This window comes from Mesorhizobium sp. M6A.T.Cr.TU.016.01.1.1, from assembly GCF_003952585.1.
Lineage (GTDB): Bacteria > Pseudomonadota > Alphaproteobacteria > Rhizobiales > Rhizobiaceae > Mesorhizobium > Mesorhizobium mediterraneum.
Genome location: NZ_CP034452.1, coordinates 1,926,568 through 1,950,033, shown reverse-complemented (window position 1 = coordinate 1,950,033; position 23,466 = coordinate 1,926,568). Strand labels below are relative to the sequence as shown.

Sequence of the window (23,466 nt, the reverse complement as noted above, 5' to 3'; positions counted from 1 at the left end):
ATTGGGTATTGGGGGGATTGCATGGCGGGCGGTATCGGCATGGGCGGCGCTGCGCCGTCGCTTATCAGGGCATCTCTTGGCCGCACCGGCAGATGGGCCACCGGCGTCGCCTTTGTCGGCGGCTTCATTTCCGACATCCTCACGCCGCTGGCGCCGTTCGCCGCCTATATCGCGCTGGTCGCCGCGATCGCCGCGGTGATCATCGCCATTGCCATTGTGCTGCGGCTGGTGCTGGCGGCCAAGGCGCTGCCGGCGCTGGTCTTCGCCAGCACCGCTGCGGCGGTCGCCGGTGGCGTCTTTGCCGTTCAAAAGCAAACAAATTCCCAGAACGGGCTGGTCGCCGGCCTGGTGCCGGCCGTGGCCGAGCTGCAGCGCTCGATGGGCATCGTCTCGGCCAAGGTGGCGAAGATCGAGCAGACCGTCACCGAAACGCAAAAAACGGTCGAGACGGTCAAGCAATCGACCGACAAGGTTTTGCAAAAGACCGACGAGATCGCCTCGACCCAGCAACAGCAGACCGAGCAGGGGGCTCAGACGCAAAAGACCGTCGAAGCGGTCAAGCAGACGACCGATACGCTGGCCGACACCGTGGCTGCCGGCCAACAACAGCAGCAGGCCCAGGCGCAAAAGCTGCAGGCGACGACCGAGCAGATCGCCGTCTCGATCGACACCATCGCCAAGGGCTTTGCCGCACTTGCCGCACAGGGCGGGGTGATCGCCGAGCCCAAGCGGCCGGACGAGTTTTATCACAATGCCCGCGTCTACGAATTGTCGGGCGACATGCTCAACGCCCGGCGCTCCTACCTCGCCTTCGCCGGCTTCGATGTCGACGCCATCGACCCCTACACGCGCTTCGCCACTCTGCTCCGGGTGCAGGATGGCAAGGCCGGTGCCCGCGAGGTGTTCGGCGCACTGGCCGACAAGGGCAAGGCGCTGTCGATCAAGCTTGTCCATGCCTTGCAGTTCGATGATGCGCAGCGCCTCGAAAAGCTCAACGCCTTCGTCGCCGCCAATGCCGATTTCGCGCCGGCCTATTTCCTGCTGTCGCAGGAGTTTTCGGAAGATCGCCTCGGCTTCCAGGCGCTGTCCGACAAGCGCAGCGAGGCGACGGCGCTGACCAAATTCCTGTCCTATGAGAAGGATGGCGGGCTGCTCAAATATTTCGTCGACCAGACCCAGCTTGCCGATTGGCTGGACCGCAGCCGCAGCCGGCTGGCAGCGCTTGGCGACGTGCTCGATGCCAAGCGCTTTGCCCCGACGCTGACGCCGATGCGCTCGAACCAGGGCTGGTCGATGACCATCTCCATTCCCGAACCGGCGACCGGCATTTCATGGCGCCTGGGCGACAGCGGCCCGTTCACCGAGACCGGCTTCCTGGCGCTCAACGACCAGACCACCGGCAGGCCGATGCCCAATCCGAGCTTCGAATTGCCCGACAGCACCGCGGCCGGCAGTATCGCGATCAAATATCTCGATGTCAGCGGCCGCGAGACCGGCCCGTTCGACGTCCGCTTCGATCCCGAGGCGGCACTTCAGCAAGGCAACAAGCAGATCCTCGACCAGTTCTGGACGTCGTGGATCGCCTTCGACGCCAGCGGCAACCGTGGCCTGGTCTATTTCAGCCAGATGCTGTCGTACCGTTGCGCCATCAAGGCGGTGCACTACGGCCTGAACGGCGCGGCGCTCGACAAAGAGATCAAGATGCCGGCCTGCGACCCCAAGGACCCCTACGCCATCCCCTACGACTACCAGCCCTATTTCAAGGTCGCCGACGACGTGAGGTCGATGTCGGTCCAGGTCACCTACACCGACGGCACCCAGTCACCGGTGCGGGAATACAAGCGGCAGTAAGCCTGGCTGCTGCGCCGACGCCAGTGCTGCCTGACGTGAAATGCCGGCCACGCGGCTTGCGCAACCGGCATCGAGCGGGTTTGCTGGCGCAGGCAGAATCAGCAGGTGCGCCATGGATACGCTCACGATCAAGGCAAAGGGCATTTCGGTAACGGTCGATCTCACTGTCGGCCATCTCGCCGAGATAGCGGTCGATATCGACGGGCGCCGGCTAAAACCGCTGCATCGCGCGCCCTGGATCGACGAGCCGCGCGAGACGCTGCCGCAAGACCTGCCCGCCGGCACCGTTCGCCTGTCCGGCGATTTTCTCTGCGCGCCGTTTTCGCGCAGCGATCTCGAGGAAGCGCCGCTGCATGGCTGGCCGGCCAACAGCCCCTGGGATGTCGTCGAAAGCAAGGCGACTGCCGATGGCTGGCGCGCGGTCTTCAGGTTGCAGCACAAGGTCATGGGCGCGACGGTCGACAAGATCCTCACCTTGCGCGACGACCACCCGTTTCTCTATCAGGAACATGTCTTTTCCGGCGGTTCCGGCGCGATTTCCGTCGCCCATCATCCGATGACGGTGATGAAGGACGGCGGCAAGCTGGCTTTCTCGCCAAAGCGGTTTGCGGCAACGCCTGACGACCCGCTCGAGCCCGATCCGGCCCGCGGCCGTTTTCTCTTCGCCTATCCGGCCCGCTCAGCAGACCTGACGCATTTTCCCGCCGCCGATGGCGGCACGCTCGACCTGACCGACTATCGCATGGACCAGAGCCGAGAGGATTTCGTCACGCTGGTCGAGGCCGACCATGGCGGGCCGGGCTGGACCGCGCTGGCGCGAAAGGCGGAAGCCGATCTCGTTCTGGTGCTGAAGAACCCGGCCGAGCTGCCGGTCACCATGCTGTGGATCAGCAATGGCGGGCGCGACTACGCGCCGTGGAGCGGCCGTCATCGCGGCGTGCTCGGCATCGAGGATGGCCGCACAGCGCTCGGCCATGCCGCCTCGCTGGGCGAAAACTGGCTGAAGCGGGAAGGGGTGGCGACCGCCTTTGCTCTGGCTGAAGGCCGCAACGTCTCGTTCCGCCACGTCATCGGCGCCTTGCCACAAGAAGCCGGCGGCGAGCCGCCGCGCGACATCGCCACCGCACAGGGGCACGTGCGCCTCACGGCTGCCGACGGTTCGACGCGGGACGTCGCTTTCGACGGCGATTTCCTGAGGATCGGGCAATCTGTGCCTGCCTGATTGGGCTGTGCCCTGCGGCAATCGCTTTAGCGCCAACCTCGACAACTTGGTCGCCTTTAACACCAGTGCAGATTTGAAATTCCGGCAAACTATCGCCAAGATGCGATCGAAAACACCAGCCGGAAAGGCTCCGATGTCCGAGATCGCTCATCTCGCCGCCACCATCTTCAAGCGCGCCGGCAAGGCGCAGCGTTTTGTCGTCGCCATCGCCGGTCCTCCGGGCGCCGGCAAGTCGACGCTGTCGACCCGCCTGCATGAGCTGCTGCCGGAAGGCACGGCCGAAATCGTGCCCATGGACGGCTTCCATTACGACGATGTCGTGCTTGAGCGGCGCGGCCTGCGCGCGCGAAAGGGCGCTCCGGAAACCTTTGACTTTGCCGGCTTCGAAACCTTGCTGAAGCGCATCCGCGCGGGCGAGCCCGACATCGCCATTCCGGTGTTCGACCGCAGCATGGAATTGTCGCGCGCCGCCGCCTCGATCATCGCTGCCGACACCAAGTTCATCCTGGTCGAAGGCAATTATCTCTTGCTTGACGAAGAACCCTGGTCGCGACTGGCCCCGCTGTTCGATTTCTCTATTTTCGTCGATGTGCCGCGTGCCGAGCTCGAGCGCCGTCTGCTTGAGCGATGGCACGAGCATGGCCGCTCCGACGAGGATGCCCGCGCCTGGATCGCCTCCAACGACATGCCCAACATCGACCGCGTGCTTGCCCGCCGCCGCCCTGCCGATCTGGTGATTGGCGATCACGCTTGATGCGCAGCACGGCCCGCCGGAACCTTAGGACTTTCCGACCGTTATGTCAGATACGGCAATGATGCTGACATAAGGGAAACTGTCCGATGGCAACCAAGGCAAGAAAGCCTGCGCCCGGCAAGGGCAGGGCGACTCGATCAAAGGCAACTGAATCAAAGACAGGCGCCGGCCCGGCGGTCGCCGCCCGCTCCAAGGATGCAAAGCCTACTTTCGGCAAGGCGGCGCCGAGGAAAGTGATGCCGGGCGCTGCCAAGGCCACGGCAAAACACGCCAAGCCCAGGAAATCGGAGCCCAGGAAATCGGCAAATGGCGGCTTGGCAGACAGCGCAATGCGCACCGTGAAGGCGACGGCCAATGTTGCGGCCGGTGCGGTTGTCGCCGCGGCCCGGGGCGCTGCGTCCCTTGCCGCTTCCGTCATGGGCAAAGGCAGCCATGGGCAAGGGCGGCGCTAAAACCAAATAGGCCGAGCCGTCCTTTCTGCGCTACCGGCCGGTTCGGTCAGCCCCGAGCGGGGATGTTGAGGCCCTTTTGCACGGCCGGTCGCGCAAGGCCGCGTTCCAGCCATGCCGCAACAGTGGGAAAGTCGTCGAAGCCGACAAGTTCCCGCGCTTCATAGAAGCCGATCAAATTGCGCACCCAGCCCAGCATAGAGATATCGGCGATTGTGTAATCGTCGTCCATGATCCAACTGCGGTCCTTCAGCCTCGTCTCGAGCACGCCGATCAGCCGCCGCGACTCGTCGCGATAGCGCTCCAGCGGGCGCTTATCGGCGATCTCGCGTCCGGCGAATTTGTGGAAGAAGCCGACTTGGCCGAACATCGGCCCGATCGAGGCCATTTGGAAGAACACCCACTGGATCGTTTCGTAACGCCGCACCGGGTCGGCCGGGATCAGCTGGCCGGTCTTGTCGGTGAGATAGAGCAGGATGGCGCCGGATTCGAAAAGCCCGATCGGCTTGCCGCCCGGGCCGTTCGGATCGATCATCGCCGGTATCTTGCCGTTGGGGTTCAGCGACAGGAATTCCGGCGTCCAGCTTTCGTCCTTGCCGATGTTCACCGCATGCGCCTCGTATGGCAGGCCGAGTTCCTCCAGCGCGATCGACACCTTCACCCCGTTCGGCGTCGGGAACGAATAGAGCTGGATGCGTTCGGGATGTTTGGCCGGCCAGCGCGTGGCGATCGGAAAGGCGGACAGGTCGGTCATCGAAAACTCCTGGGCGGGGATTTTTGCGCGCACGCGGGAGGGGCGGGTCGCAGAGAAATAAGCGTGACGGGCGGCCCGAATCAATATGACGGGTGAAAAGTTTCGCCGTGCCCGGACAACCAGCCGTGAACCGCCTGCGGTCAGACCGCTTTGACCGCCAGCACCGCATTGGTGCCGCCGAAGGCGAAGCTGTTGCTCATCGCAACGCGCACCTTGCGCTCGCGCGCCACATTCGGCGTGATGTCGAGATCGCAATCGGCGTCGGTCTCGCGAAAATTGGCCGTCGGCGGCACGACGCCGTCCCGGATCGCCATGATGCAAGCGATCAGCTCCAGGGCGCCCGACGCGCCGAGACAATGGGCATGCATCGATTTGGTCGACGAGATGGAAAGCCTGTGGGCATGGTCGCCGAAGACGCGCTTGATCGCCGCCGTCTCGATCTGGTCGTTGGCCTTGGTGCCGGTGCCATGCGCATTGAGATAGTCGATGTCTTCCGGATTGAGCTCCGCGTCGACGAGGCAGAAGCGCATCGCCGCTTCCGGCCCTTCGATGGTCGGCGCAACGATGTCGGAGGCATCGCCGGAAAGGCCGACCCCGGCAATTTCGGCGAGAATTGTGGCGCCGCGCGCCACCGCATGCTCATAGGTTTCCAGAACCGCCATGCCGGCGCCTTCGCCGAGCACCAGGCCCTGGCGATCGGCCGAAAATGGCCGGCACGTGTCGGGCGCCAGCACCCGCAGCGCCTCCCAGCCTTTCAGGATGCCCCAGACCAGCGGCGCATCGGTGCCGCCCGCGACCATGATATCGGCGCGGCCGAGCCTGATCTGGTCGACCGCCGAGGCAATGGCGTGGTTGGACGAGGAGCAGGCCGAGGTGATGCCGAAGACCGGTCCACGCAGGCCGAGATCCATGCTGACATGGCCGGCCGCAGCGCCCGGCATCACTTTCGGCACGGTGAAGATCCCGGTGCGATTCTTGCCTTCGAGCAGGATGGCGCGATAGCTCTCTTCGATCGCCTCCCAGCCGCAGACGCCGACGCCGACGATGGCGCCCATCCTGTAGGTGTTGGCTGCGTGCGAGGTCAGCCCGGCTTGTTGCGCGGCCTCCCGCGCGGCGATCGTCGCCAAAAGGCTGAAGCGGTCCATCGACACGACCTGCTTGCGGTCGATACCGTGATCGGGAAGCGTCTTGATTTCGCAGCCGACCCTGACTTTCAGGTCATGCAGCTCCGAATTGACGATTGGACCGATGGCCGAACGGCCTGCGCGCATCTCGCCCCAGATCGCGGGTGCATTGGTGCCGAGCCCGCATAGGCCGCCGATGCCGGTAATGACGACGCGCTTGTGCATTCAGTCAGGCTTTTTTCGCGATCAGCGCGCGAACCGCCTCGACCATGTCGCCGACGTTCTTCAGGTTGCTCCAGGCATCGACCGTGTTCATCTCGATCTCGATGCCATACTGTTCCTCGAGGTCGAAGATGATCTCCGTCAGTTCCAGCGAATGGATGCCAAGTGAGGTCAGTTCGGTAGTGGTGGTGATTTCTTCGCCACCGGGCTCGGCATGAGCCTTGATCTTCGCGATGATGTCCGTTGCCAGCTGGTCAGCCATTCGGTTCCTTCCCCAACCTTGTCGTTTCTCGACGCCAACGGATCAGCGCCCCTTTTTTCCGGATTCAAAATCGTCATCGTCGCCTTTTACCCCGTCAGGCGCTGCATGACAGTACCAAGGTGGCTCCCTCTATAGAAACCGAAACGTTGTCAAGCAACAAGCTATATATCGACAAAGGCGCCGCTGTGCTTAACGTTGGCGCCGTGGATACGATCGAACATGGCCTGACCTCGGTGCTGCCGGCCCAGCGCGTCGCCGGAATGGCGCAGCTTGGCTGCGACAGGAATGGCGACCGCACGCGTCTTCGGCGCCTCTATCAGGATGGGTCCGCCAAGATCCGCATGCCGGCCGTCTCGGCCGATCCGCTCGAGGCCGTCTTGATCAACACCGCCGGCGGGTTGACCGGCGGCGACCGCCTTGGCTGGGAGGTCGATGTCGGCGCCGGCGCCTCCACCACCATAACGACCCAGGCCTGCGAGAAGATCTACCGTGCCGCATCCGATCGCGCCGAGGTGCGGGTGAAGCTGACGGTCGGCGCTGGCGGTCGCATCGCCTGGCTGCCGCAGGAAACCATCGTCTTCGATCGATCGGCCTTTGCCCGCAGGCTCGACCTGGAGCTTGCCGCCGGTGCCGAGGCGCTGGTGCTCGAGGCGACCGTCTTCGGCCGCCTCGCCATGGGCGAACGCGCGGCGCACGGCAGTTTCCACGACCGCTGGCGCGTCAGTCAGGACGGAGCGCTTGTTCATGCCGAGGATTTCCGCATCGGGCCCGGCATTGCGGCCATTCTGGGCCGTTCCGCGGTGGCCGGCGGCGCCATAGCAATGGCGACGGTGCTGATGATCTCGCCGCGGGTGGAGGCTTTGCTCGATCCGGCCCGGCACATTATCGGCGGCCAGGGCGACGCCAGTGTCTGGAGCGTGAAGAAATCTGGCAAGCTTCTTGCGAGGCTGTTTGCCGAGGACGGCTACCAGCTCCGCAAGCGGCTGGTTCCGCTCGTCGAATTGCTCAACGGGCGGGCGGGTCTGCCCAAATTATGGTCACTCTGATTCCGATTACGCCACTCCTGATTAAGCCATCCTAGGGAAACGCATGAACCTGACGCCAAGGGAAAAGGACAAGCTGCTCATCGCCATGGCGGCGATCGTGGCGCGCAAGCGGCTCGAACGCGGCGTCAAGCTCAATCACCCGGAGGCGATCGCGCTGATCACCGACTTCGTCGTCGAGGGCGCCCGCGACGGCCGCCAGGTCGCCGAGCTGATGGAGGCCGGCGCCCATGTCGTCAGCCGCGCGCAGGTTATGGAGGGCATCGCCGAGATGATCCACGACGTCCAGGTCGAGGCGACGTTTCCCGACGGCACCAAGCTGGTCACCGTGCACGAGCCGATAAGGTGAGGCCGATAAGGTGAGGAGAGGAAAATGCTTGAGCTACGACCCAACTGTGAATGCTGCGACAAGGACCTGCCGCCTGAGGCAATGGACGCGCTGATCTGCACCTTCGAATGCACCTTCTGCGCCGATTGCGTGGCAAATGTGCTGGCCGGCGCCTGCCCGAATTGCGGCGGCAATTTCTCCATGCGCCCGATTCGGCCGGCGGCGATGCTGGTGAAATATCCCGCTTCGACAAAGCGCGTCTTCAAGGCCGAGGGCTGCGGTCCGGCCCGCAATGCCGCGTGACGGCACGATCCTGACAACGGAAGGCATATCGATGGTTCCCGCAACGATCAAACGCACGTCCCTCTCGGCGGTCCTGCTTCTCGCCGCTGCAATGCCCGCTTATGCCCATGTCGGCATCGGCACGACCTCGTCCTGGTCAGCCGGCTTCATGCATCCGCTCTCCGGCCTCGACCACCTGACGGCGATGATCGCGGTCGGGCTGTGGGCGGCCCTCAAGGGCGGCAAGGCGGTTGTCGCATGGCCGCTCGCATTCGTCGGCGTCATGCTGGCGGGCGGCGCGCTCGGCATGCTGCAGGTGCCGTTGCCGTTCATCGAACCGGGCATACTGGCGTCGGTCGTGGCGCTGGGACTGCTGGTCGCGCTTGCGGTCGATCTTCCCGTCTCGACCGGCGTCGCCATCATCGGCCTGTTTGCGCTGTTCCACGGTCACGCCCATGGCACCGAAGTGCCTGAAAACGCCAGCGGGCTCGGTTATATGGCCGGCTTTGCCGTCGCCACTGCGCTGCTCCATGCCACCGGCCTCATTGCCGGTCTTGGCCTCGGCATCAGGTTCCCAGGCCTTGCGCGCGCCGCCGGCGGCGCCTGTGCGGCCGTCGGTGCCGGCCTCGCCTTCGGCGTCTTGTGAGGCTGGCGATGATCCCGGGCGAAATCATCACGGCAGGCGGCGAGATCGAACTGAACAAGGGCCAGCCGACCATCACGATGAAAGTGGCCAACAGCGGCGACCGGCCGATCCAGGTCGGCAGCCACTATCACTTCTTCGAGACCAATGAGGGGTTGAAATTCGATCGCGACAAGGCGCGAGGCATGCGCCTCGACATCGCAGCCGGCACGGCCATGCGATTCGAGCCCGGTCAGGAGCGCGACGTCACGCTAGTGCCGCTCGGCGGCAAGCGCGAGGTCTACGGGTTTCAGCAGAAGATCATGGGCGCGCTGTGATATCCAAGGCGTCGAGCAGTTCCGGCTCAGCTGGGTGGCTTGGCCGCCGCGTAGATGACGACCTTTCCGGGATCGTCGAATTCCACGGCGAGAACGTCTTCGGTCAGCACGCGTCGCGAGTCGATGGCGTTGAACAGCAATGCGTTCGCCTCGATCTCCTTGCGCAGTTCCGCAATGTCTTCCTGATGTTCCTTAACCTTGGTCTCGATCTCCGGCGGCGGACCGCCTTCCGTGCGCGCGGCATCGGTGAGGAACACGATATCGACCTTGTCGAGCTTGGATGTCTTGCGCACCGCGCCGATGTTTTCACGCGTCCGGTCGATCGCCGTGGCGACTTTGCCGGCCTCCACAGCCGTGTTGGTCTCTTCCTGGCCGACCTCCGAGCCGATGATCCTGTTGACGGTGTCCGGGCCTTCAAGACCCTGCGCATTCAGCGCGGCCTGGGGGACGGTCGCCGCGAGAAACGCAGTTGCGGCAATCATATGCAGCCATCTTGTGTCGGGGAAGGTGGTGATCGCCATCGCTCGCTCTCAGAGCCTCTTTCGAGGCTCGTTTCTACGCCAAAAAATCGAAACGTGTTCTGCCCTGCGAAGGTTCCCTCCCCGATGCGGCGGGCCGACCTTGCGCCGGCCCGCCATAGCGCATCGTCAGCTCGCTTTCTTGGTGATCAAGGTCAGCGCGCCATTGGTGTCCATGCTGGCGGCGATCACTTGCGCCGAGGTGAGTCCTTTGGCTTCGAGCGCGGACTTGACCTGGGGCGTCGCGTCGATCGAGCTGCGCAATTTCTGCAGGCCATCCTCGCCGCGCTTGGCGATCACTTCATTGACCTTCGTCTTCGTTTCCTCGGGCAGTTCTTCGATGTCGACGACGTTGACGGTCTGAATCGCCGGCACTTCCGGCTGAGCGCCGGGCGCCGCGGGAGCGGGCGAAGCCGGCGGCTCACCGGGTTGCGGCGCAGGCTGTTGCTGGGCGCTGGCAGCGGTCGCGAGCAGGAGGGTGGCGGCGGCTGCGAGACGTATCGTTTTGCGCATGGATCTTCCTTTCCATCGATTGGCAAACGGTCGTTTTGGGGTGGCCCAGCCACCTCAAACGTTAAATGGGATCGGAAAGTGTCGCCCAGCGGGTCATTACGTGACCATAGGATGGCGACAATGTGGGGCCGGGCTTCGACCGGCTGTACTTTGGGCCGCATTTCAGGAGCAATTGCCGATGGCTAGAATCACCCGCGCCGCCTATGCCCAGATGTACGGCCCGACCGTCGGCGACAAGGTGCGGCTTGCCGATACCGAGCTGTTCATCGAGGTCGAGAAGGATTTCACCCTTCATGGCGAAGAGGTGAAATTCGGCGGCGGCAAAGTCATCCGCGACGGTATGGGCCAGAGCCAGGTTTCCCGCGCCCAAGGCGCGGTCGATACCGTCATCACCAATGCGCTGGTCGTCGATGCGTCAGGCGGCATCTTCAAGGCCGATATCGGCATGAAGGACGGCCGCATCGCCGCAATCGGCAAGGCCGGCAATCCGGATATGCAAGACGGCGTCACCATCATCATCGGCCCCGGCACCGAGATCATCGCCGGCGAGGGCAAGATCCTCACCGCTGGCGGCTTCGACGCGCATATCCACTTCATCTGCCCGCAGCAGATCGAGGAAGCGCTGATGTCAGGCATCACCACCATGCTCGGCGGCGGCACCGGCCCGGCGCATGGCACGCTGGCGACGACCTGCACGCCTGGGCCGTGGCATATGGCGCGTATGATCCAGTCCTTCGACGCCTTCCCGATGAACATCGGCCTGTCGGGCAAGGGCAACGCGTCCTTGCCGGCGGCGCTTGAAGAAATGGTGCTCGGCGGTGCCTGCTCGCTGAAGCTGCACGAGGATTGGGGCACGACGCCCGCGGCAATCGACTGCTGCCTGTCGGTCGCCGACGATTACGACGTGCAGGTGATGATCCACACCGACACGCTGAACGAGTCCGGCTTTGTCGAGAACACGGTGGCAGCCATCAAGGGCCGCACCATCCACGCCTTCCACACCGAAGGCGCCGGCGGCGGCCATGCGCCAGACATCATCAAGGTTTGCGGCCTGCCCAACGTCATCCCGTCCTCGACCAATCCGACCCGCCCCTACACCGTCAACACGCTGGCAGAGCACCTCGACATGCTGATGGTCTGCCATCATCTGTCGCCGTCGATCCCCGAAGACATCGCCTTTGCCGAAAGCCGCATCCGCAAGGAGACCATCGCCGCCGAAGACATTTTGCACGACATCGGCGCCTTCTCGATCATTTCGTCCGATAGTCAGGCGATGGGCCGCGTCGGCGAAGTGGCGATCCGCACTTGGCAGACCGCCGACAAGATGAAGCGTCAGCGCGGTTCGCTGCCGCAGGAAACCGGCGACAACGATAATTTCCGCGTCCGCCGCTACATCGCCAAATACACGATCAACCCGGCCATCGCGCATGGCCTATCCAAAGAGATCGGCTCGGTGACGGTCGGCAAGCGCGCCGATCTGGTCCTGTGGAACCCGGCCTTCTTCGGCGTCAAGCCTGACATGGTGCTGATCGGCGGCATGATCGCCGCCGCCCCGATGGGCGATCCCAACGCCTCGATCCCGACGCCGCAGCCGATGCACTACCGGCCGATGTTCGGCGCCTATGGCAAGGCGATGACCAATTCGTCGGTGACCTTCGTTTCCAAGGCCGCGCTCGACGCTGGCCTGCGCGGCAGGCTCGGCGTCGACAAACAGATGGTCGCCGTCGAGAACACCCGCGGCGGCATCGGCAAGCACTCGATGGTGCTCAACGACGCCACCCCGCATGTCGAGGTCGACCCTGAAACCTATGAGGTCCGCGCCGACGGTGAATTGCTCACCTGCGAGCCGGCCACGGTGCTGCCGATGGCACAAAGGTACTTTTTGTTCTAACCAATCAACTTCACCAAAGTTCATGAATTGGTGAAATGTCTCTGACGGCTAAGTGCGCGCGTTCTGTCAGCTGCTCGCCCAAAACTGTGCACGGATTGTCAACCGCCGCGCTGAAAACGCTTCGGAGAAGCGCCTGATCGGCTCCATCTTTTGCTTCCAACTTGGAAATCTGGACCCTTTGGAGCAATATACGCTGGATGAACAAGATTTTTCGAAAACAGCAATTGACGCCCTACGAGGCCGACTATGCTCAGTGGTGCGCCGAACAAGGCGCGCTGCTGCGCGAAGGTCGTCTGTCCGACCTCGATCGAGAAAATCTGGCGGAGGAGATCGAGAGTTTGGGGCGTAGCGACAAAAGAGAGATCAGAAGCAGGCTGGGCAACTTGCTACTGCACCTCCTCAAATGGCAATTTCAACCCGAGAAGCGTAAAGCAGGATGGTTGATGACAATCCGCGAGCAGCGATATCAGATCGAAAACCTGCTCGACGAAAGCCCAAGCCTGAAAGCTTATCCTGGGCAACAGCTCGGACGGGAATTCAGGATGGCGAGGCTAAAGACGGCCGACGAGACGGGTCTGAACGAGCGGGATTTTCCTGTCGACTGCCCGTATTCGATCAGAGACATACTCCACCACGATTTTTTTCCGGGTGCTCCCTGGTCGTCGGATCAACTTATCCGCGATTAAGCCTTTAGACCGCGACGCTTTAAACAGCCCCATTGCACCGAATCCTCCTTGGGCGTTTATGAACCAGCAACTCCCTTACGCCCACGACATATTCCCCCACATCCGCATCATCTTGGGCATGGTGATCGGGCTTGGCGTCACGCGGCTGCTGTCCGGGGTGGCCCGCATTGTCCAGCATCCCGGACAGTACCGGCTCTATTCGGTGCATCTGGCCTGGGTTGTGTCGGTGCTCTTGATGCTGGTGCATTTCTGGTGGTGGGAGTTCGGCCTGTTTCAGATCGAGACCTGGACCTTCGGCAAGTACCTGTTCATCATCTTCTACGCAGTCACGCTGTTCCTGCTCTGCGCGCTGCTGTTTCCGGACTCGATGCTGGACTACACCAGCTACGAGGATTTTTTCTACTCGCGCCGTGCCTGGTTCTTCGGCCTGCTGGCGGCGACTTACTTGCTCGATGTGATCGACACGCTTCTGAAAGGGCCCGAGCATTTTGCCCGCTTCGGCGTTGAATATTTGTTCCGCACGCCGGTGTTCGTCGCGCTTTGCATCATCGCGATGCTTGTCCGCGATCGCCGCTTCCACATCGCCTTTGTCGCCGCCGCCCTCGTCTACCAGATATCGTTTATCCTGCGGCTCTTCGACACGATCGTTTGACTACAGCGCCGCGCGTCCTTTCGGACGCGCAAAGGACGCTGTAGAAACTTGACTTGGCGCATGATCCTTCCCGAAATCGAATTCGATTTCGGGGTCATGCGCTGGCATTGGGTCGATGCCTGGAACGGACTAAGCTTTTTGCAAGGCAGGTGTTACATGAAGCTCGATATCCGCACCGACTTCACTAAATTCCCGCGTGCCGTCTCCGTGCTTGCCGCCGGCGAAGCGGGAGCGGTCACGCCCTATGATCGGGCCGTGCTTGCCCATGACGAGCGGCACCTGCGTCGCCGCGCCATCGAGACTTCAGGCGGCGACAAGATACTGGTCGACCTGCCCGAGCCGGTTGCTTTGGGCGATCGCGACCGGCTGGTGCTTGAGGATGGCCGCCATGTCGAGATCATCGCCGCGGAGGAGCCGCTCTACGACATCCGCGCCTTGAGCCCTGTTCATCTGACCGAGCTCGCCTGGCATATCGGCAACCGCCATCTGGCGGCCGCCATCGAGGCGGAACGCATACTCATCCTGCGCGATCATGTCATCAAGGCGATGCTGGAAGGGCTGGGCGCGACCGTGCGCGACGTCTCCGAACCGTTCGTGCCGGTGCGTGGTGCCTATTCCGGCCATGGCCACGGCCATGCCGAGGCGCATGCACACAGCCACGCTGAGGCGCATTCCCATGCCCATAGCGAATCGCACTCCCACAGCCATTCGCACGACCATGACTGACCAGCCTTCCAACGTTGCCTTGTTGCGGCTGATGGCGTGGCTGTCGCCTTCCTTTCCGGTCGGCGGCTTTTCCTACAGCCATGGCCTCGAACGCGCCGTGCACGACGGACTGGTTGCCGACAGCAAGGACCTCGCCGCATGGCTGGAGACGCTGGTCGAGATGGGCTCGGGCTGGAACGATGCCGTGCTGTTCGCCGAAAGCTGGCGGCGCGCGCGGCAAGCCGGTGATCTCGACGAGATCGCCGCACTCGCCGAGGCATTGGCCGGCTCGCGCGAGCGTCACACCGAAACCATGCTGCAGGGCGCGGCCTTCCTGAAGGCGGCATCTGCCTGGCCGTGTCAGGCGCTGGCCCGTCTGCCGGCCGAATGCGCCTATTGCGTCGCCGTCGGCGCGGTGGCCGGTGGCAACGGCATCGCGCTGCAGGACGCGCTCTCCGCCTTCTTGCAGACCTTCTTTTCCAATCTCGTGCAAGCCGCGATCAGGCTCGGCGTCGTCGGCCAGACCGGTGCCACCGCGCTGCTCGCCGGCTTCGAGCCGCTGGCGCTGGAAACTGCCGCTCGCGCTTCCCGCTCGACGCTTGACGATCTCGGCGGCTGCGCCTTCGTCTCCGACATCATGGCGATGAAGCACGAAACCCAGTATTCCCGGCTGTTCCGCTCATGATCGTGCTTGCCTTCATTCTCTCAATCGTCCTGCTGCTGATCACCACGCTGCATGTCTATTGGGGTATTGGCGGGATCTGGCCGGGCAGGGACGCTGCCTCCTGCGCCCGCGCGGTGGTCGGCTTTCGCGGCGTCGACGAGATGCCGGCGCCCTTCGCTTCTTTTGCCGTTGCTGCCTGCCTCGGCCTGGCGACGCTGTGGCCGATGGCGCTTGAAGGCGTGTTTGCCACGCCCTTTCCCAACGCCGGGCTTGCCGCCACGGCGCTGCTCATCGCGCTGGTCTTCCTCGGGCGCGGCATTGCCGGTTTCACGCCCTGGTGGCGCCGGCTGACGCCGGAACAGCCTTTCGCGCGGCTCGATGTCAGTTACTATTCGCCGCTGTGCCTGTTGATCGGGCTCGGCTTCGCAGTGCTCGCCCTCACGGAGTTCCCTAGATGACCCAAGCCAACGGTCCTCTTCGCATCGGCATCGGCGGCCCCGTCGGCTCCGGCAAGACGACGCTCACCGAAAAGCTCTGCAAGGCACTGCGCGACGAGTTTTCCATCGCCGTCGTCACCAACGATATCTACACCAAGGAAGACGCCATGATGCTGGCCCGGCTTCAGGCACTGCCCGAGGATCGCATCATGGGTGTCGAGACCGGCGGTTGCCCGCACACCGCCATCCGTGAGGACGCCTCGATCAATCTGCAGGCGATCGCCGAGATGAACAGGAAATTCCCGGATCTCGACATCGTCTTCATCGAATCGGGCGGCGACAACCTTGCCGCCACGTTTTCCCCCGACCTCGCTGATCTGACGCTCTATGTCATCTCGGTCTGCCAGGGCGAGGAGATCCCGCGCAAGGGCGGCCCGGCGATCACCCGGTCCGACTTCCTGGTCATCAACAAGAGCGATCTCGCCCCCTATGTGAACGTCAATCTCGATGTCATGGAGGCAGATGCTGCCCGCATGCGCGGCAAACGGCCGTTCGGCTTCACCGATCTGTCACGCGGCAAGGGCCTGCAGGAGGTGATCGATTTCATCGTCGAGCATGGCGGGCTGCGGGTCGACGCGGCCAGAAGCACAGCGGCGTAAGGCAACGCGCTCGCTTGCACCAAACGAAACCGGTTGCGCGTCCCGCCGGCGCGCGGCATCCTTGCTTCTTTCACGGAGGTTTTCGATGAGCATCGCCCGCCTGCAGAAGGAAATGCTGACCAACCTGCCTTTCTACGAGGAGCGCGTCGATCTGGCTTGCGCCTTCCGCTGGACGGCGCGGCTCAACATGCACGAGGCGGTGGCCAATCATTTCTCGCTGGCCGTCAACGATGGCGGCTCGCAATTCCTGATGAATCCCAACCAGGTGCATTTCTCGCGCATCAAGGCGAGCGACCTGCTGCTGATCGACGCCAACGACCCCGACACCCTCTCCGGCCCGAATGCGCCCGACCCGACGGCATGGTGCCTGCACGGCGCCATCCATCGCAATGTGCGTCATGCGCGTTGTGTCATGCATGTGCACTCGATCCACGCCACCGTGCTCGCCTCGCTCGCCGACTCGACGCTGCCGCCGATCGACCAGAACTCGGCGATCTTCTTCAACCGCCACGTCGTCGACGGCCACTATGGCGGGCTCGCCTTCGAGGAGGAGGGCGAACGCTGCTCGCAGCTGCTTACCGATCCGAAGGTCAAGGTGATGGTCATGGGCAACCATGGCGTGCTGGTCATCGGCGATACCGTTGCCGACACCTTCAACCGCATGTTCTATTTCGAGCGCGCCGCCGAGACCTATATCAAGGCGCTGTGGACCGGCCGTCCGCTGCGGGTCCTGCCGGATGAAATCGCGGAAAAAGCAGCGCTGGAGCAAGAGGACTATCCCGGCCAGGCCGAACGGCACCTGTCTGAATTGAAGGCGATCCTCGACGAGCAGGAGCCTGTTTACCGGAACTGATACTTAAAGCCCCAGCTCCGCCCGCAATTCGTCGGCGCTGTTGATGACGATCGCGCCGGGCGGCCCGTCCATAGGCGCCTCCGGCCAGAAGATCGTCCTCATCCCCGCCGCCAGCCCCGCCGTGGCGCCGGTCACGCTGTCGTCGACGGCCACGGCATCGGCCGGATCGACACCGGCCAGCCAAGCGGCGCGCAGGAAGGGTTCGGCGTGCGGCTTGCCCTCGTGCACGTCATTGCGGCTGATTGTCTTCATGCCGGGATAGAAGAGGCCAACCGCGCGCAGATTGGCATCGACGATCAGCCGGTCGGAATTGGACACCACCGCCTGCGCCACGCCAAGCGCGCGCAGCTCGTTAAAAATCTCAATCGCGCCGATGCGCGGCTTCAGCGTCTCGGCCATCGGCAGATAGTGATCGTATTTGCGCACGATCCAGTCGTCGAAGGGCAGGTCGAGGCCGAACTCGTCGCGCAGCATCTCGTAGACCGGCCATGCCGCAATGCCCAGCACCCGCTCATGCAGGTTGGCCGGCGCCGCAATGCCGACGCTGTGCAGCGCCGCAATCAGCGCCGCCTCGTGCAACGGCTCGCTATCGACCAGCGTGCCGTCCATGTCCCAGAAAACCGCTTTCGGCGTCATGCGAGGCTCCTTTGTCTGAATCCCTTAAAGGGTTTGCGTCGGGAGATAAACCGCCGCGCCTGACTGCACGGACATTGCGGGACTTCAAAAATTGCTTGGCTACGATCATCCATTCTAAACACCACAGGCGCCTCGGGCAGTTCACCTAAGCAATTGCTCTGGTGATAGGCAATTGCGCACAAGTGCATTCCCCCTTAAAAGTAAAGCGCCCCGGCCTTGATGCTCGGGGGCAGGGAGGCAGCAAGTTGAATTCCCGGCAGGACAGCGGCAGCAACAGGCTGGACGACGCGGCACGCGCCGGCTGGCTCTACTACGTCGCCGGCAACACGCAGGACCAGATCGCCTCGACGCTCGGCATCTCACGGCAGACGGCGCAGCGGCTTGTGTCGCTGGCGGTGTCGGAAGGGCTGATCAAGGTGCGCGTCGACCACCCGATCGCCAATTGCCTCGATCTCGCGGCGCGACTGAAATCGCGCTTCGCGCTCGATCTGGTCGAGGTGGTGCCGAGCGATCCTGCTTCCTCCTCGACCATCATCGGCGTCGCCGAGGCGGCGGCGGCCGAGATTGAACGGCGGCTGCGGTCGCCGACGCCGATCGTCATGGCGATCGGCACCGGCCGCACGCTGAAGGCGGCAATCGAGCAGCTGCCGCCGATGGAATGCCCTCAGCACAAGGTCGTGTCGCTGACCGGCAACATCTCGCCCGACGGCTCGGCCGCCTTCTACAACGTCATCTTCACCATGGCCGACAGGGTCAAGGCGCGCTCCTTCCCGATGCCGTTGCCGGTCATCGCCTCCTCGCCGGAGGAGCGCGAGATGCTGCTCAGCCAACCGATGATTCAACCGACGCTGGCGCTTGCAGCGGAAGCCGACGTCACGTTCATCGGCATCGGCGATCTCGGCCCGAAGGCGCCGCTCTATGAAGACGGCTTCATTTCGGAAAGTGAATTGAAGGCGCTGCAGAAAGCCGGCGGCGTCGCCGAGATCGTCGGCTGGGTCTTCGATCGCGAAGGCCGGATGATCGAGGGCATCACCAATGACAGGGTGTCTTCGGCGTCGCTGCCGTCGCGCGAAAAGTCTCTGGTGATCGCGCTCGCCATGGGCGAGCGGAAGCTGCCCGGCATCCTTGCGGCTGTAAACCGGCGGCTGGTCAACGGCCTCATCACCGACGAGCGGACCGCCGCCGCTTTGCTGGCGGCCAGTTGATTAGGGATAAGTCCAGCAAGGCTATTTGTGCCGACCGTAAGGATCGTTGCCATCGAGAAAACCCATGTCGCGCTGCAGATGCGACGGCAATTCCCTTATGTCGAGATAGGCCCGTTTTCTCGCCGCGTGCCGTGCAAGCCCGCGCGCCAGCCGCGAAAACCAGCTTTGGCCTGGCGTTAGAAACAGCTTTTCCTGGATCGTGGTCATGATCGTCAGCCTTCGCTATGCTTGAACTGATTGATGCGTCGACCACAAATATCGGCTTGACGGCGCCTTGCTGCCAATCAAACGTCGATCACGGCCCATAAGGAGGGCTTATGCCTGAACTCAAGTCACGGCAGGTCTCCCAACTCCCTCCGCTTCAGGCGATCCGCGTGTTCGAGGCGGTGGCGCGGCATCTTTCCTTCACCAAGGCCGCCGGCGAGCTTGGCATGACGCAGGCGGCGGCGAGCTATCAGATCAAGCTTCTGGAGGAGCGCGTCGGCGCGCCTCTGTTCTTGCGCCGGCCAAGGCAGATCGTGCTGACCGAGGCGGGGCAACGCATGGCGCCTGCGGTCAGCGAGGCGTTCGCCCTGTTGGGTGGAGCCTATGCCGCCGCGCGCAGCGGCGCCGATGGGGTGCTCTGTGTCTCGACGCTGCTGACCTTTGCCTCGAATTGGCTGGCGCGGCATCTCGGCTCGTTTCAGGTCGCGCACCCGTCGCTGGCGGTTCGCCTCGACACATCGAACCGCGTGGTCGACTTCACCCGCGAGGATATCGACATCGCCATCCGTTCAGGCAGGGGAAACTGGCCGGGCGTGGAAGTGCACAAACTTTTCAATGCGGATTTCACGCCGATGCTGAGCCCGAAACTCGCGGCGTCCATTGGCGGGGTGAAGGAGCCTGCCGATCTGTTGCGCCTGCCGATCCTCGACCCAGGCGACATCTGGTGGCGGGACTGGTTTATCGCCGCCGGCCTGCCGGTCGAGGAATTGGCCAAGCGCCCCGGCTCCAGCATGGGTGCGCAGGCCTACGAGGCCAACGCCGCGATCGCCGGGCAGGGCGTGGCGATCGTGACGGCCGCGCTTTTCAAGGCCGAGCTTGCCGATGGCCGCCTGATCCAGCCGTTCGATCTGGTCGGCGACGACGGCCATGCCTATTGGCTGGTCTATCCCCAGGCGCGGCGCAACGTGCCGAAGATCCGCGCTTTTCGCGAATGGATCCTGGCTGAGATCGCCGGCCAATAGGTCGATACGCCGCGCCGAAAACCCGAGGTCTGGGGCGCCGGCAAGCTTATTCAAACCGTCCGGAACCGAATCCCGCACGAGGCTGCGTGCTGCGCTGCAGCAACGAATCCGGCTTGACATAATTCATGGAGAGTGAGTAATTGCCCATAGCCAAGGCAAATGCTCAGCTTGGTCTATGGGAGGAATTTGATGAAACTTCGCACGCTCACCCTGGGTCTGTTGTCGGCCAGCGCTTTTGCGTTCGCCGCGCATGCCGAATCCATCACCATCGCCACTGTCAACAATGGCGATATGGTCCGCATGCAGAAGCTGACCGACGACTTCACCGCCAAGAACCCCGACATCCAGCTCCAGTGGGTCACGCTCGAGGAGAACGTGCTGCGCGAGCGCGTCACCACCGACATCGCCACCAAGGGTGGCCAGTACGACGTGATGACCATCGGCACCTACGAGGTTCCGATCTGGGCCAAGCAGAGCTGGCTGCTGCCGCTCGACAAGCTCGGCGACGACTATGACGTCAAGGACATCATCCCGGCGATCGCCGGCGGCCTGTCGGTCGACGGCACCCTTTACGCAGCGCCGTTTTACGGCGAAAGCTCCTTCGTCATGTACCGCAAGGACCTGATGGAGAAGGCCGGGCTGACCATGCCCGACGCGCCGACCTGGGACTTCATCAAGCAAGCCGCCGACAAGATGACGGATCGCGCTAGCGGCGTGAACGGTGTCTGCCTGCGCGGCAAGGCCGGCTGGGGCGAGAACATGGCCTTCCTGACCGCCATGTCGAACTCCTTCGGCGCACGCTGGTTCGATGAGAACTGGAAGCCGCAGTTCGACCAGCCCGAGTGGAAGAACACGCTGCAGTTCTATGTCGACCTGATGAAGGCCAATGGCCCCGAGGGCGCGTCTTCGAACGGCTTCAACGAAAACCTGGCGCTGTTCCAGCAGGGCAAGTGCGGCATGTGGATCGACGCCACCGTCGCCGCGTCCTTCGTCTCCGACCCGAAGAACTCAACAGTCGCAGACAAGGTCGGTTACGCGCTTGCTCCCGACAACGGGCTTGGCAAGCGCGGCAACTGGCTGTGGGCCTGGTCGCTGGCCATTCCAGCCGGCACGCAGAAGGCTGACGCCGCTCAGAAATTCGTCTCCTGGGCAACCAGCAAAGCCTATGCCGAGCTCGTCGCATCGAAGGAAGGCTGGGCCAATGTTCCGCCCGGAACGCGCACTTCACTCTACAACAACCCCGAATACCAGAAGGCGGCGCCCTTCGCCAAGATGACGCTGGACTCGATCAACGCCGCCGATCCGACGCATCCGACCGTCAAGCCGGTGCCCTATGTCGGCGTCCAGTTCGTCGCCATCCCCGAGTTCCAGGGCCTTGGCACGACTGTCGGCCAGCTGTTCTCGGCGGCACTCGCCGGCCAGACGAGCGTCGACGACGCCTTGAAGCAGGCGCAGGACGCTGCCACCGCGACGATGACCGAGGGCGGTTATATCCAGTAAGGCTCCTCCCGGTGCCGAACGCCGGTTGCCTATCATGGCCGGCAAAGGGGCCGCCCGAATCCCAGTTCGGGCGGCCACCTTCACACTTTCGAAAATTTGGCTGACCTTTGAAGGGTGACCGTCATGGCTACTCAGCAGACCCGTTCGCTTGCCCGCTTCATGATGGCGCCATCCGTGGTGCTGCTGTTCGTCTGGATGATCGTGCCGCTGGCGTTCACCCTGTGGTTCTCCTTCCAGCAGTACAACCCGCTCAACCCGATCCGCGACGGGTTCGTCGGCTTCTCGAACTACGCGCTTTTCTATTCAAACCCGGCATTCCTGCAGTCGATCCTCAACACGCTCGTCCTCGTGGTCAGCGTGCTTTTGATCACGGTGATCGGCGGCATCCTGCTGGCCCTCCTGCTCGATCAGCCGATATGGGGACAGGGCATCGTCCGCATCCTCGTCATCTCGCCGTTCTTCGTCATGCCGCCGGTGGCAGCGCTGGTCTGGAAGAACATGATCATGCATCCGCAATACGGCGTCTTTGCCGATATTGCGCGCTTCTTCGGCGGGCAGCCGATCGACTGGTTCGGGCAATATCCCATGCTGGCGATCATCATCATCGTCGCCTGGCAGTGGCTGCCATTTGCGACATTGATTCTTTTGACCTCGCTGCAGTCGTTAGACGGCGAGCAGAAAGAGGCCGCCGAGATGGACGGGGCCGGCTTCATCAGCCGCTTCATCTATCTGACGCTGCCGCACATGTCGCGCGCCATCACCGTCGTCATCCTGATCCAGACGATCTTCCTGCTGTCGGTCTATGCCGAGATCCTCGTCACCACCAATGGCGGCCCCGGTTACGCCTCCACCAACCTGCCCTTCCTCGTCTACCAGAAGGCGCTGCTGGAGTTCAAAATCGGCCAAGCATCCGCCGGCGGTATCCTCGCCGTCATTCTCGCCAACATCGTCGCCTTCTTCGCCATGCGCGCGGTCGGCAAGAACCTGGACAAATAAGGGAGGGAATCGATGCTACGTGCGCTGAACCACCCCCACTCCGTCCCGCTGCGCGGGACACCTCTCCCCCTGCCCGGGGGAGAGGAAACGCCTGCATCGAAGCCGCGCCCTTCCTCTACCCCGTCGATCGGGGGAGAGGTGGTTTGCGCAGCAAACCAGAGTGGGGGTCGACCCTGCCGCCAACATCGCCGATACGGGAGGACCTGATCATGGCACGTGCAGTCAGCACCCAGCACAAGACGATTGCGACCGCGGCCGCCTGGATCGTCGCCCTGCTGGTCTTCTTCCCGATCCTCTATACGATCATCACCTCGTTCAAGTCGGAGCAGGAGGCCATCCAGGGCTTCAACCTGTTTCCGTCGGGAACCACGGAGAGCTATACCGCGGTCGAGGCGCAGAGCGGCTACTTCAAGTTCTTCCTCAACTCGGTGTTCCTGTCGGTCGGCTCGACCATTCTGGCCTTGCTTGTCGCCATACCGGCGGCATGGTCGATGGCGTTCTCGCCGGGCAAGTGGACCAAGGACATCCTGATGTGGATGCTTTCCACCAAGATGATGCCGGCGGTTGCCGTGCTGTTCCCGATCTACCTGATCTTCCGCGATACCGGATTGCTCGACAGCCGCATCGGCCTGATGATCATGCTGATGCTGATCAACCTGCCGATCGTGGTGTGGATGCTCTACACCTATTTCCGCGAAATCCCCGGCGAGATATTGGAAGCGGCGCGCATGGACGGCGCCTCGCTCTGGAACGAGATCGTCTATGTGCTGACGCCGATGGCGGTGCCGGGCATCGCCTCGACGATGCTGCTCAACATCATCCTGGCGTGGAACGAGGCGTTCTGGACGATCCGGCTGACCACCACCGAGGCAGCACCCCTCACCGCGTTCATCAGCTCCTTCTCAAGCCCGCAAGGGTTGTTCTGGGCCAAACTGTCGGCGGCCTCGACGCTGGCGATCGCGCCGATCCTGATCATGGGCTGGTTCAGCCAGAAGCAGCTGGTGCGCGGCCTGACCTTTGGCGCCGTGAAGTGACGGACGTTGCCTGAAGCATCAGACGAAAAATAACCCCTCG

General features: G+C 63.3%; 29 protein-coding genes. 21 read left to right on the top strand and 8 right to left on the bottom strand.

Annotation, left to right across the window (positions count from 1 at the left end):
- Positions 1-21: 21 nt before the first annotated feature.
- The 3 genes from EJ075_RS09145 (at position 22) to EJ075_RS09135 (ending at position 3,827) form a co-directional block, all read left to right on the top strand.
- Positions 22-1,851, top strand: coding sequence for a methyl-accepting chemotaxis protein (locus tag EJ075_RS09145; protein ID WP_126104115.1), 1,830 nt, complete (start codon positions 22-24; stop codon positions 1,849-1,851).
- Between the two features lie 112 nt (positions 1,852-1,963).
- Positions 1,964-3,073, top strand: coding sequence for a hypothetical protein (locus EJ075_RS09140; RefSeq protein ID WP_126104114.1), 1,110 nt, complete (start codon positions 1,964-1,966; stop codon positions 3,071-3,073).
- 133 nt (positions 3,074-3,206) lie between these two features.
- The gene (locus tag EJ075_RS09135; protein WP_126104113.1) at positions 3,207-3,827 is read left to right on the top strand and encodes a nucleoside triphosphate hydrolase; all 621 of its coding nucleotides are present in this window, start codon (positions 3,207-3,209) and stop codon (positions 3,825-3,827) included.
- A 46-nt stretch (positions 3,828-3,873) separates the two neighbouring features.
- Here EJ075_RS09135 and EJ075_RS33085 read toward each other — a convergent pair whose 3' ends face one another.
- The 4 genes from EJ075_RS33085 to EJ075_RS09115 form a co-directional block, all read right to left on the bottom strand.
- The gene (locus EJ075_RS33085) at positions 3,874-4,182 is read right to left on the bottom strand and encodes a hypothetical protein (RefSeq protein ID WP_164547066.1); all 309 of its coding nucleotides are present in this window, start codon (positions 4,180-4,182) and stop codon (positions 3,874-3,876) included.
- Positions 4,183-4,325: 143 nt separating this feature from the next.
- Positions 4,326-5,030: a glutathione S-transferase N-terminal domain-containing protein gene (locus tag EJ075_RS09125; protein ID WP_126104111.1), complete on the bottom strand. Its 705-nt coding sequence runs from the start codon at positions 5,028-5,030 to the stop codon at positions 4,326-4,328.
- 140 nt (positions 5,031-5,170) lie between these two features.
- Positions 5,171-6,379: a beta-ketoacyl-[acyl-carrier-protein] synthase family protein gene (locus tag EJ075_RS09120; protein ID WP_126104110.1), complete on the bottom strand. Its 1,209-nt coding sequence runs from the start codon at positions 6,377-6,379 to the stop codon at positions 5,171-5,173.
- 4 nt (positions 6,380-6,383) lie between these two features.
- Positions 6,384-6,638 (bottom strand): acyl carrier protein, encoded by a 255-nt coding sequence (locus EJ075_RS09115; RefSeq protein WP_126104109.1) that lies wholly within the window; start codon positions 6,636-6,638, stop codon positions 6,384-6,386.
- 203 nt (positions 6,639-6,841) lie between these two features.
- Between EJ075_RS09115 and EJ075_RS09110 the strand changes: the two genes are divergently transcribed.
- Genes EJ075_RS09110 through EJ075_RS09090 form a run of 5 tightly spaced genes read left to right on the top strand, consistent with a single transcriptional unit; the run spans position 6,842 to position 9,251 of the window.
- A complete protein-coding gene (locus EJ075_RS09110) occupies positions 6,842-7,684 on the top strand; it encodes an urease accessory protein UreD (protein ID WP_164547270.1) in 843 nt (280 codons plus the stop codon).
- A gap of 43 nt (positions 7,685-7,727) precedes the next feature.
- Positions 7,728-8,030, top strand: coding sequence for an urease subunit gamma (locus EJ075_RS09105; RefSeq protein WP_095484607.1), 303 nt, complete (start codon positions 7,728-7,730; stop codon positions 8,028-8,030).
- A gap of 24 nt (positions 8,031-8,054) precedes the next feature.
- On the top strand, positions 8,055-8,312 hold the full coding sequence (locus tag EJ075_RS09100; protein WP_126104108.1) for a DUF1272 domain-containing protein: 258 nt from the start codon (positions 8,055-8,057) through the stop codon (positions 8,310-8,312).
- A gap of 31 nt (positions 8,313-8,343) precedes the next feature.
- Positions 8,344-8,937: a HupE/UreJ family protein gene (locus tag EJ075_RS09095; protein ID WP_126104107.1), complete on the top strand. Its 594-nt coding sequence runs from the start codon at positions 8,344-8,346 to the stop codon at positions 8,935-8,937.
- An 8-nt stretch (positions 8,938-8,945) separates the two neighbouring features.
- Positions 8,946-9,251, top strand: a complete 306-nt coding sequence (locus EJ075_RS09090; protein WP_077374464.1) for an urease subunit beta — start codon at positions 8,946-8,948, stop codon at positions 9,249-9,251.
- Positions 9,252-9,277: 26 nt separating this feature from the next.
- On the opposite strand, the gene EJ075_RS09085 is transcribed toward EJ075_RS09090, so the two are convergent.
- Positions 9,278-9,772: a hypothetical protein gene (locus EJ075_RS09085; protein ID WP_126104106.1), complete on the bottom strand. Its 495-nt coding sequence runs from the start codon at positions 9,770-9,772 to the stop codon at positions 9,278-9,280.
- A gap of 126 nt (positions 9,773-9,898) precedes the next feature.
- Positions 9,899-10,282, bottom strand: a complete 384-nt coding sequence (locus tag EJ075_RS09080; RefSeq protein WP_095484604.1) for a hypothetical protein — start codon at positions 10,280-10,282, stop codon at positions 9,899-9,901.
- Positions 10,283-10,460: 178 nt separating this feature from the next.
- On the opposite strand from EJ075_RS09080, the gene ureC reads away from it, so the two are divergent.
- The 8 genes from ureC to EJ075_RS09040 all read left to right on the top strand — a co-directional run bounded on the left by ureC (position 10,461) and on the right by EJ075_RS09040 (position 16,829).
- The gene (gene ureC / locus EJ075_RS09075) at positions 10,461-12,173 is read left to right on the top strand and encodes an urease subunit alpha (RefSeq protein WP_126104105.1); all 1,713 of its coding nucleotides are present in this window, start codon (positions 10,461-10,463) and stop codon (positions 12,171-12,173) included.
- Between the two features lie 197 nt (positions 12,174-12,370).
- Positions 12,371-12,859, top strand: a complete 489-nt coding sequence (locus EJ075_RS09070) for a DUF29 domain-containing protein (protein WP_095484602.1) — start codon at positions 12,371-12,373, stop codon at positions 12,857-12,859.
- A 58-nt stretch (positions 12,860-12,917) separates the two neighbouring features.
- On the top strand, positions 12,918-13,511 hold the full coding sequence (locus EJ075_RS09065; protein ID WP_095484601.1) for a hypothetical protein: 594 nt from the start codon (positions 12,918-12,920) through the stop codon (positions 13,509-13,511).
- Between the two features lie 156 nt (positions 13,512-13,667).
- Entirely contained in the window at positions 13,668-14,237 is a 570-nt protein-coding gene (locus tag EJ075_RS09060) for an urease accessory protein UreE (protein WP_126107288.1), read from the top strand.
- The gene (locus tag EJ075_RS09055; protein ID WP_126104104.1) at positions 14,230-14,901 is read left to right on the top strand and encodes an urease accessory protein UreF; all 672 of its coding nucleotides are present in this window, start codon (positions 14,230-14,232) and stop codon (positions 14,899-14,901) included. Before EJ075_RS09060 ends, EJ075_RS09055 begins: the two co-directional genes overlap by 8 nt.
- Positions 14,898-15,338: a DUF3995 domain-containing protein gene (locus EJ075_RS09050; protein ID WP_126104103.1), complete on the top strand. Its 441-nt coding sequence runs from the start codon at positions 14,898-14,900 to the stop codon at positions 15,336-15,338. Before EJ075_RS09055 ends, EJ075_RS09050 begins: the two co-directional genes overlap by 4 nt.
- The gene (gene ureG, locus EJ075_RS09045; RefSeq protein ID WP_126104102.1) at positions 15,335-15,976 is read left to right on the top strand and encodes an urease accessory protein UreG; all 642 of its coding nucleotides are present in this window, start codon (positions 15,335-15,337) and stop codon (positions 15,974-15,976) included. The genes EJ075_RS09050 and ureG overlap by 4 nt, the downstream gene beginning before the upstream one ends.
- Positions 15,977-16,061: 85 nt before the next feature.
- Positions 16,062-16,829, top strand: coding sequence for a class II aldolase and adducin N-terminal domain-containing protein (locus EJ075_RS09040; protein WP_126104101.1), 768 nt, complete (start codon positions 16,062-16,064; stop codon positions 16,827-16,829).
- A 3-nt stretch (positions 16,830-16,832) separates the two neighbouring features.
- Here EJ075_RS09040 and EJ075_RS09035 read toward each other — a convergent pair whose 3' ends face one another.
- Positions 16,833-17,465 (bottom strand): HAD family phosphatase, encoded by a 633-nt coding sequence (locus tag EJ075_RS09035; RefSeq protein WP_126104100.1) that lies wholly within the window; start codon positions 17,463-17,465, stop codon positions 16,833-16,835.
- A 245-nt stretch (positions 17,466-17,710) separates the two neighbouring features.
- On the opposite strand from EJ075_RS09035, the gene EJ075_RS09030 reads away from it, so the two are divergent.
- A complete protein-coding gene (locus EJ075_RS09030; RefSeq protein ID WP_095484595.1) occupies positions 17,711-18,670 on the top strand; it encodes a sugar-binding transcriptional regulator in 960 nt (319 codons plus the stop codon).
- A 21-nt stretch (positions 18,671-18,691) separates the two neighbouring features.
- On the opposite strand, the gene EJ075_RS09025 is transcribed toward EJ075_RS09030, so the two are convergent.
- A complete protein-coding gene (locus EJ075_RS09025) occupies positions 18,692-18,877 on the bottom strand; it encodes a hypothetical protein (RefSeq protein WP_095484594.1) in 186 nt (61 codons plus the stop codon).
- Positions 18,878-18,987: 110 nt separating this feature from the next.
- Here EJ075_RS09025 and gcvA point away from each other — a divergent pair, with 110 nt between their 5' ends.
- From gcvA to EJ075_RS09005, 4 genes are all read left to right on the top strand, one after another.
- A complete protein-coding gene (gene gcvA / locus EJ075_RS09020) occupies positions 18,988-19,896 on the top strand; it encodes a transcriptional regulator GcvA (RefSeq protein WP_126104099.1) in 909 nt (302 codons plus the stop codon).
- A gap of 189 nt (positions 19,897-20,085) precedes the next feature.
- Positions 20,086-21,396 (top strand): sugar ABC transporter substrate-binding protein, encoded by a 1,311-nt coding sequence (locus EJ075_RS09015; RefSeq protein WP_095484592.1) that lies wholly within the window; start codon positions 20,086-20,088, stop codon positions 21,394-21,396.
- A 123-nt stretch (positions 21,397-21,519) separates the two neighbouring features.
- Positions 21,520-22,392 carry a sugar ABC transporter permease gene (locus tag EJ075_RS09010; RefSeq protein ID WP_126104098.1) on the top strand — a complete coding sequence of 291 codons (873 nt, stop codon included), beginning with the start codon at positions 21,520-21,522 and terminating at the stop codon, positions 22,390-22,392.
- A 209-nt stretch (positions 22,393-22,601) separates the two neighbouring features.
- The gene (locus tag EJ075_RS09005; RefSeq protein ID WP_095484590.1) at positions 22,602-23,426 is read left to right on the top strand and encodes a carbohydrate ABC transporter permease; all 825 of its coding nucleotides are present in this window, start codon (positions 22,602-22,604) and stop codon (positions 23,424-23,426) included.
- The last annotated feature ends 40 nt before the right edge of the window (positions 23,427-23,466 follow it).

Coding starts and splice junctions, on each gene's coding strand:
- EJ075_RS09145 (WP_126104115.1), top strand. CDS start 22: ATGGCGGGCGGTATCGGCATGGGCGGCGCTGCGCCGTCGCTTATCAGG.
- EJ075_RS09140 (WP_126104114.1), top strand. CDS start 1,964: ATGGATACGCTCACGATCAAGGCAAAGGGCATTTCGGTAACGGTCGAT.
- EJ075_RS09135 (WP_126104113.1), top strand. CDS start 3,207: ATGTCCGAGATCGCTCATCTCGCCGCCACCATCTTCAAGCGCGCCGGC.
- EJ075_RS09125 (WP_126104111.1), bottom strand. CDS start 5,030: ATGACCGACCTGTCCGCCTTTCCGATCGCCACGCGCTGGCCGGCCAAA.
- EJ075_RS09120 (WP_126104110.1), bottom strand. CDS start 6,379: ATGCACAAGCGCGTCGTCATTACCGGCATCGGCGGCCTATGCGGGCTC.
- EJ075_RS09115 (WP_126104109.1), bottom strand. CDS start 6,638: ATGGCTGACCAGCTGGCAACGGACATCATCGCGAAGATCAAGGCTCAT.
- EJ075_RS09105 (WP_095484607.1), top strand. CDS start 7,728: ATGAACCTGACGCCAAGGGAAAAGGACAAGCTGCTCATCGCCATGGCG.
- EJ075_RS09100 (WP_126104108.1), top strand. CDS start 8,055: ATGCTTGAGCTACGACCCAACTGTGAATGCTGCGACAAGGACCTGCCG.
- EJ075_RS09095 (WP_126104107.1), top strand. CDS start 8,344: ATGGTTCCCGCAACGATCAAACGCACGTCCCTCTCGGCGGTCCTGCTT.
- EJ075_RS09090 (WP_077374464.1), top strand. CDS start 8,946: ATGATCCCGGGCGAAATCATCACGGCAGGCGGCGAGATCGAACTGAAC.
- EJ075_RS09085 (WP_126104106.1), bottom strand. CDS start 9,772: ATGGCGATCACCACCTTCCCCGACACAAGATGGCTGCATATGATTGCC.
- EJ075_RS09080 (WP_095484604.1), bottom strand. CDS start 10,282: ATGCGCAAAACGATACGTCTCGCAGCCGCCGCCACCCTCCTGCTCGCG.
- ureC (WP_126104105.1), top strand. CDS start 10,461: ATGGCTAGAATCACCCGCGCCGCCTATGCCCAGATGTACGGCCCGACC.
- EJ075_RS09070 (WP_095484602.1), top strand. CDS start 12,371: ATGAACAAGATTTTTCGAAAACAGCAATTGACGCCCTACGAGGCCGAC.
- EJ075_RS09065 (WP_095484601.1), top strand. CDS start 12,918: ATGAACCAGCAACTCCCTTACGCCCACGACATATTCCCCCACATCCGC.
- EJ075_RS09060 (WP_126107288.1), top strand. CDS start 13,668: ATGAAGCTCGATATCCGCACCGACTTCACTAAATTCCCGCGTGCCGTC.
- EJ075_RS09055 (WP_126104104.1), top strand. CDS start 14,230: ATGACTGACCAGCCTTCCAACGTTGCCTTGTTGCGGCTGATGGCGTGG.
- EJ075_RS09050 (WP_126104103.1), top strand. CDS start 14,898: ATGATCGTGCTTGCCTTCATTCTCTCAATCGTCCTGCTGCTGATCACC.
- ureG (WP_126104102.1), top strand. CDS start 15,335: ATGACCCAAGCCAACGGTCCTCTTCGCATCGGCATCGGCGGCCCCGTC.
- EJ075_RS09040 (WP_126104101.1), top strand. CDS start 16,062: ATGAGCATCGCCCGCCTGCAGAAGGAAATGCTGACCAACCTGCCTTTC.
- EJ075_RS09035 (WP_126104100.1), bottom strand. CDS start 17,465: ATGACGCCGAAAGCGGTTTTCTGGGACATGGACGGCACGCTGGTCGAT.
- EJ075_RS09025 (WP_095484594.1), bottom strand. CDS start 18,877: ATGACCACGATCCAGGAAAAGCTGTTTCTAACGCCAGGCCAAAGCTGG.
- gcvA (WP_126104099.1), top strand. CDS start 18,988: ATGCCTGAACTCAAGTCACGGCAGGTCTCCCAACTCCCTCCGCTTCAG.
- EJ075_RS09015 (WP_095484592.1), top strand. CDS start 20,086: ATGAAACTTCGCACGCTCACCCTGGGTCTGTTGTCGGCCAGCGCTTTT.
- EJ075_RS09010 (WP_126104098.1), top strand. CDS start 21,520: ATGGCTACTCAGCAGACCCGTTCGCTTGCCCGCTTCATGATGGCGCCA.
- EJ075_RS09005 (WP_095484590.1), top strand. CDS start 22,602: ATGGCACGTGCAGTCAGCACCCAGCACAAGACGATTGCGACCGCGGCC.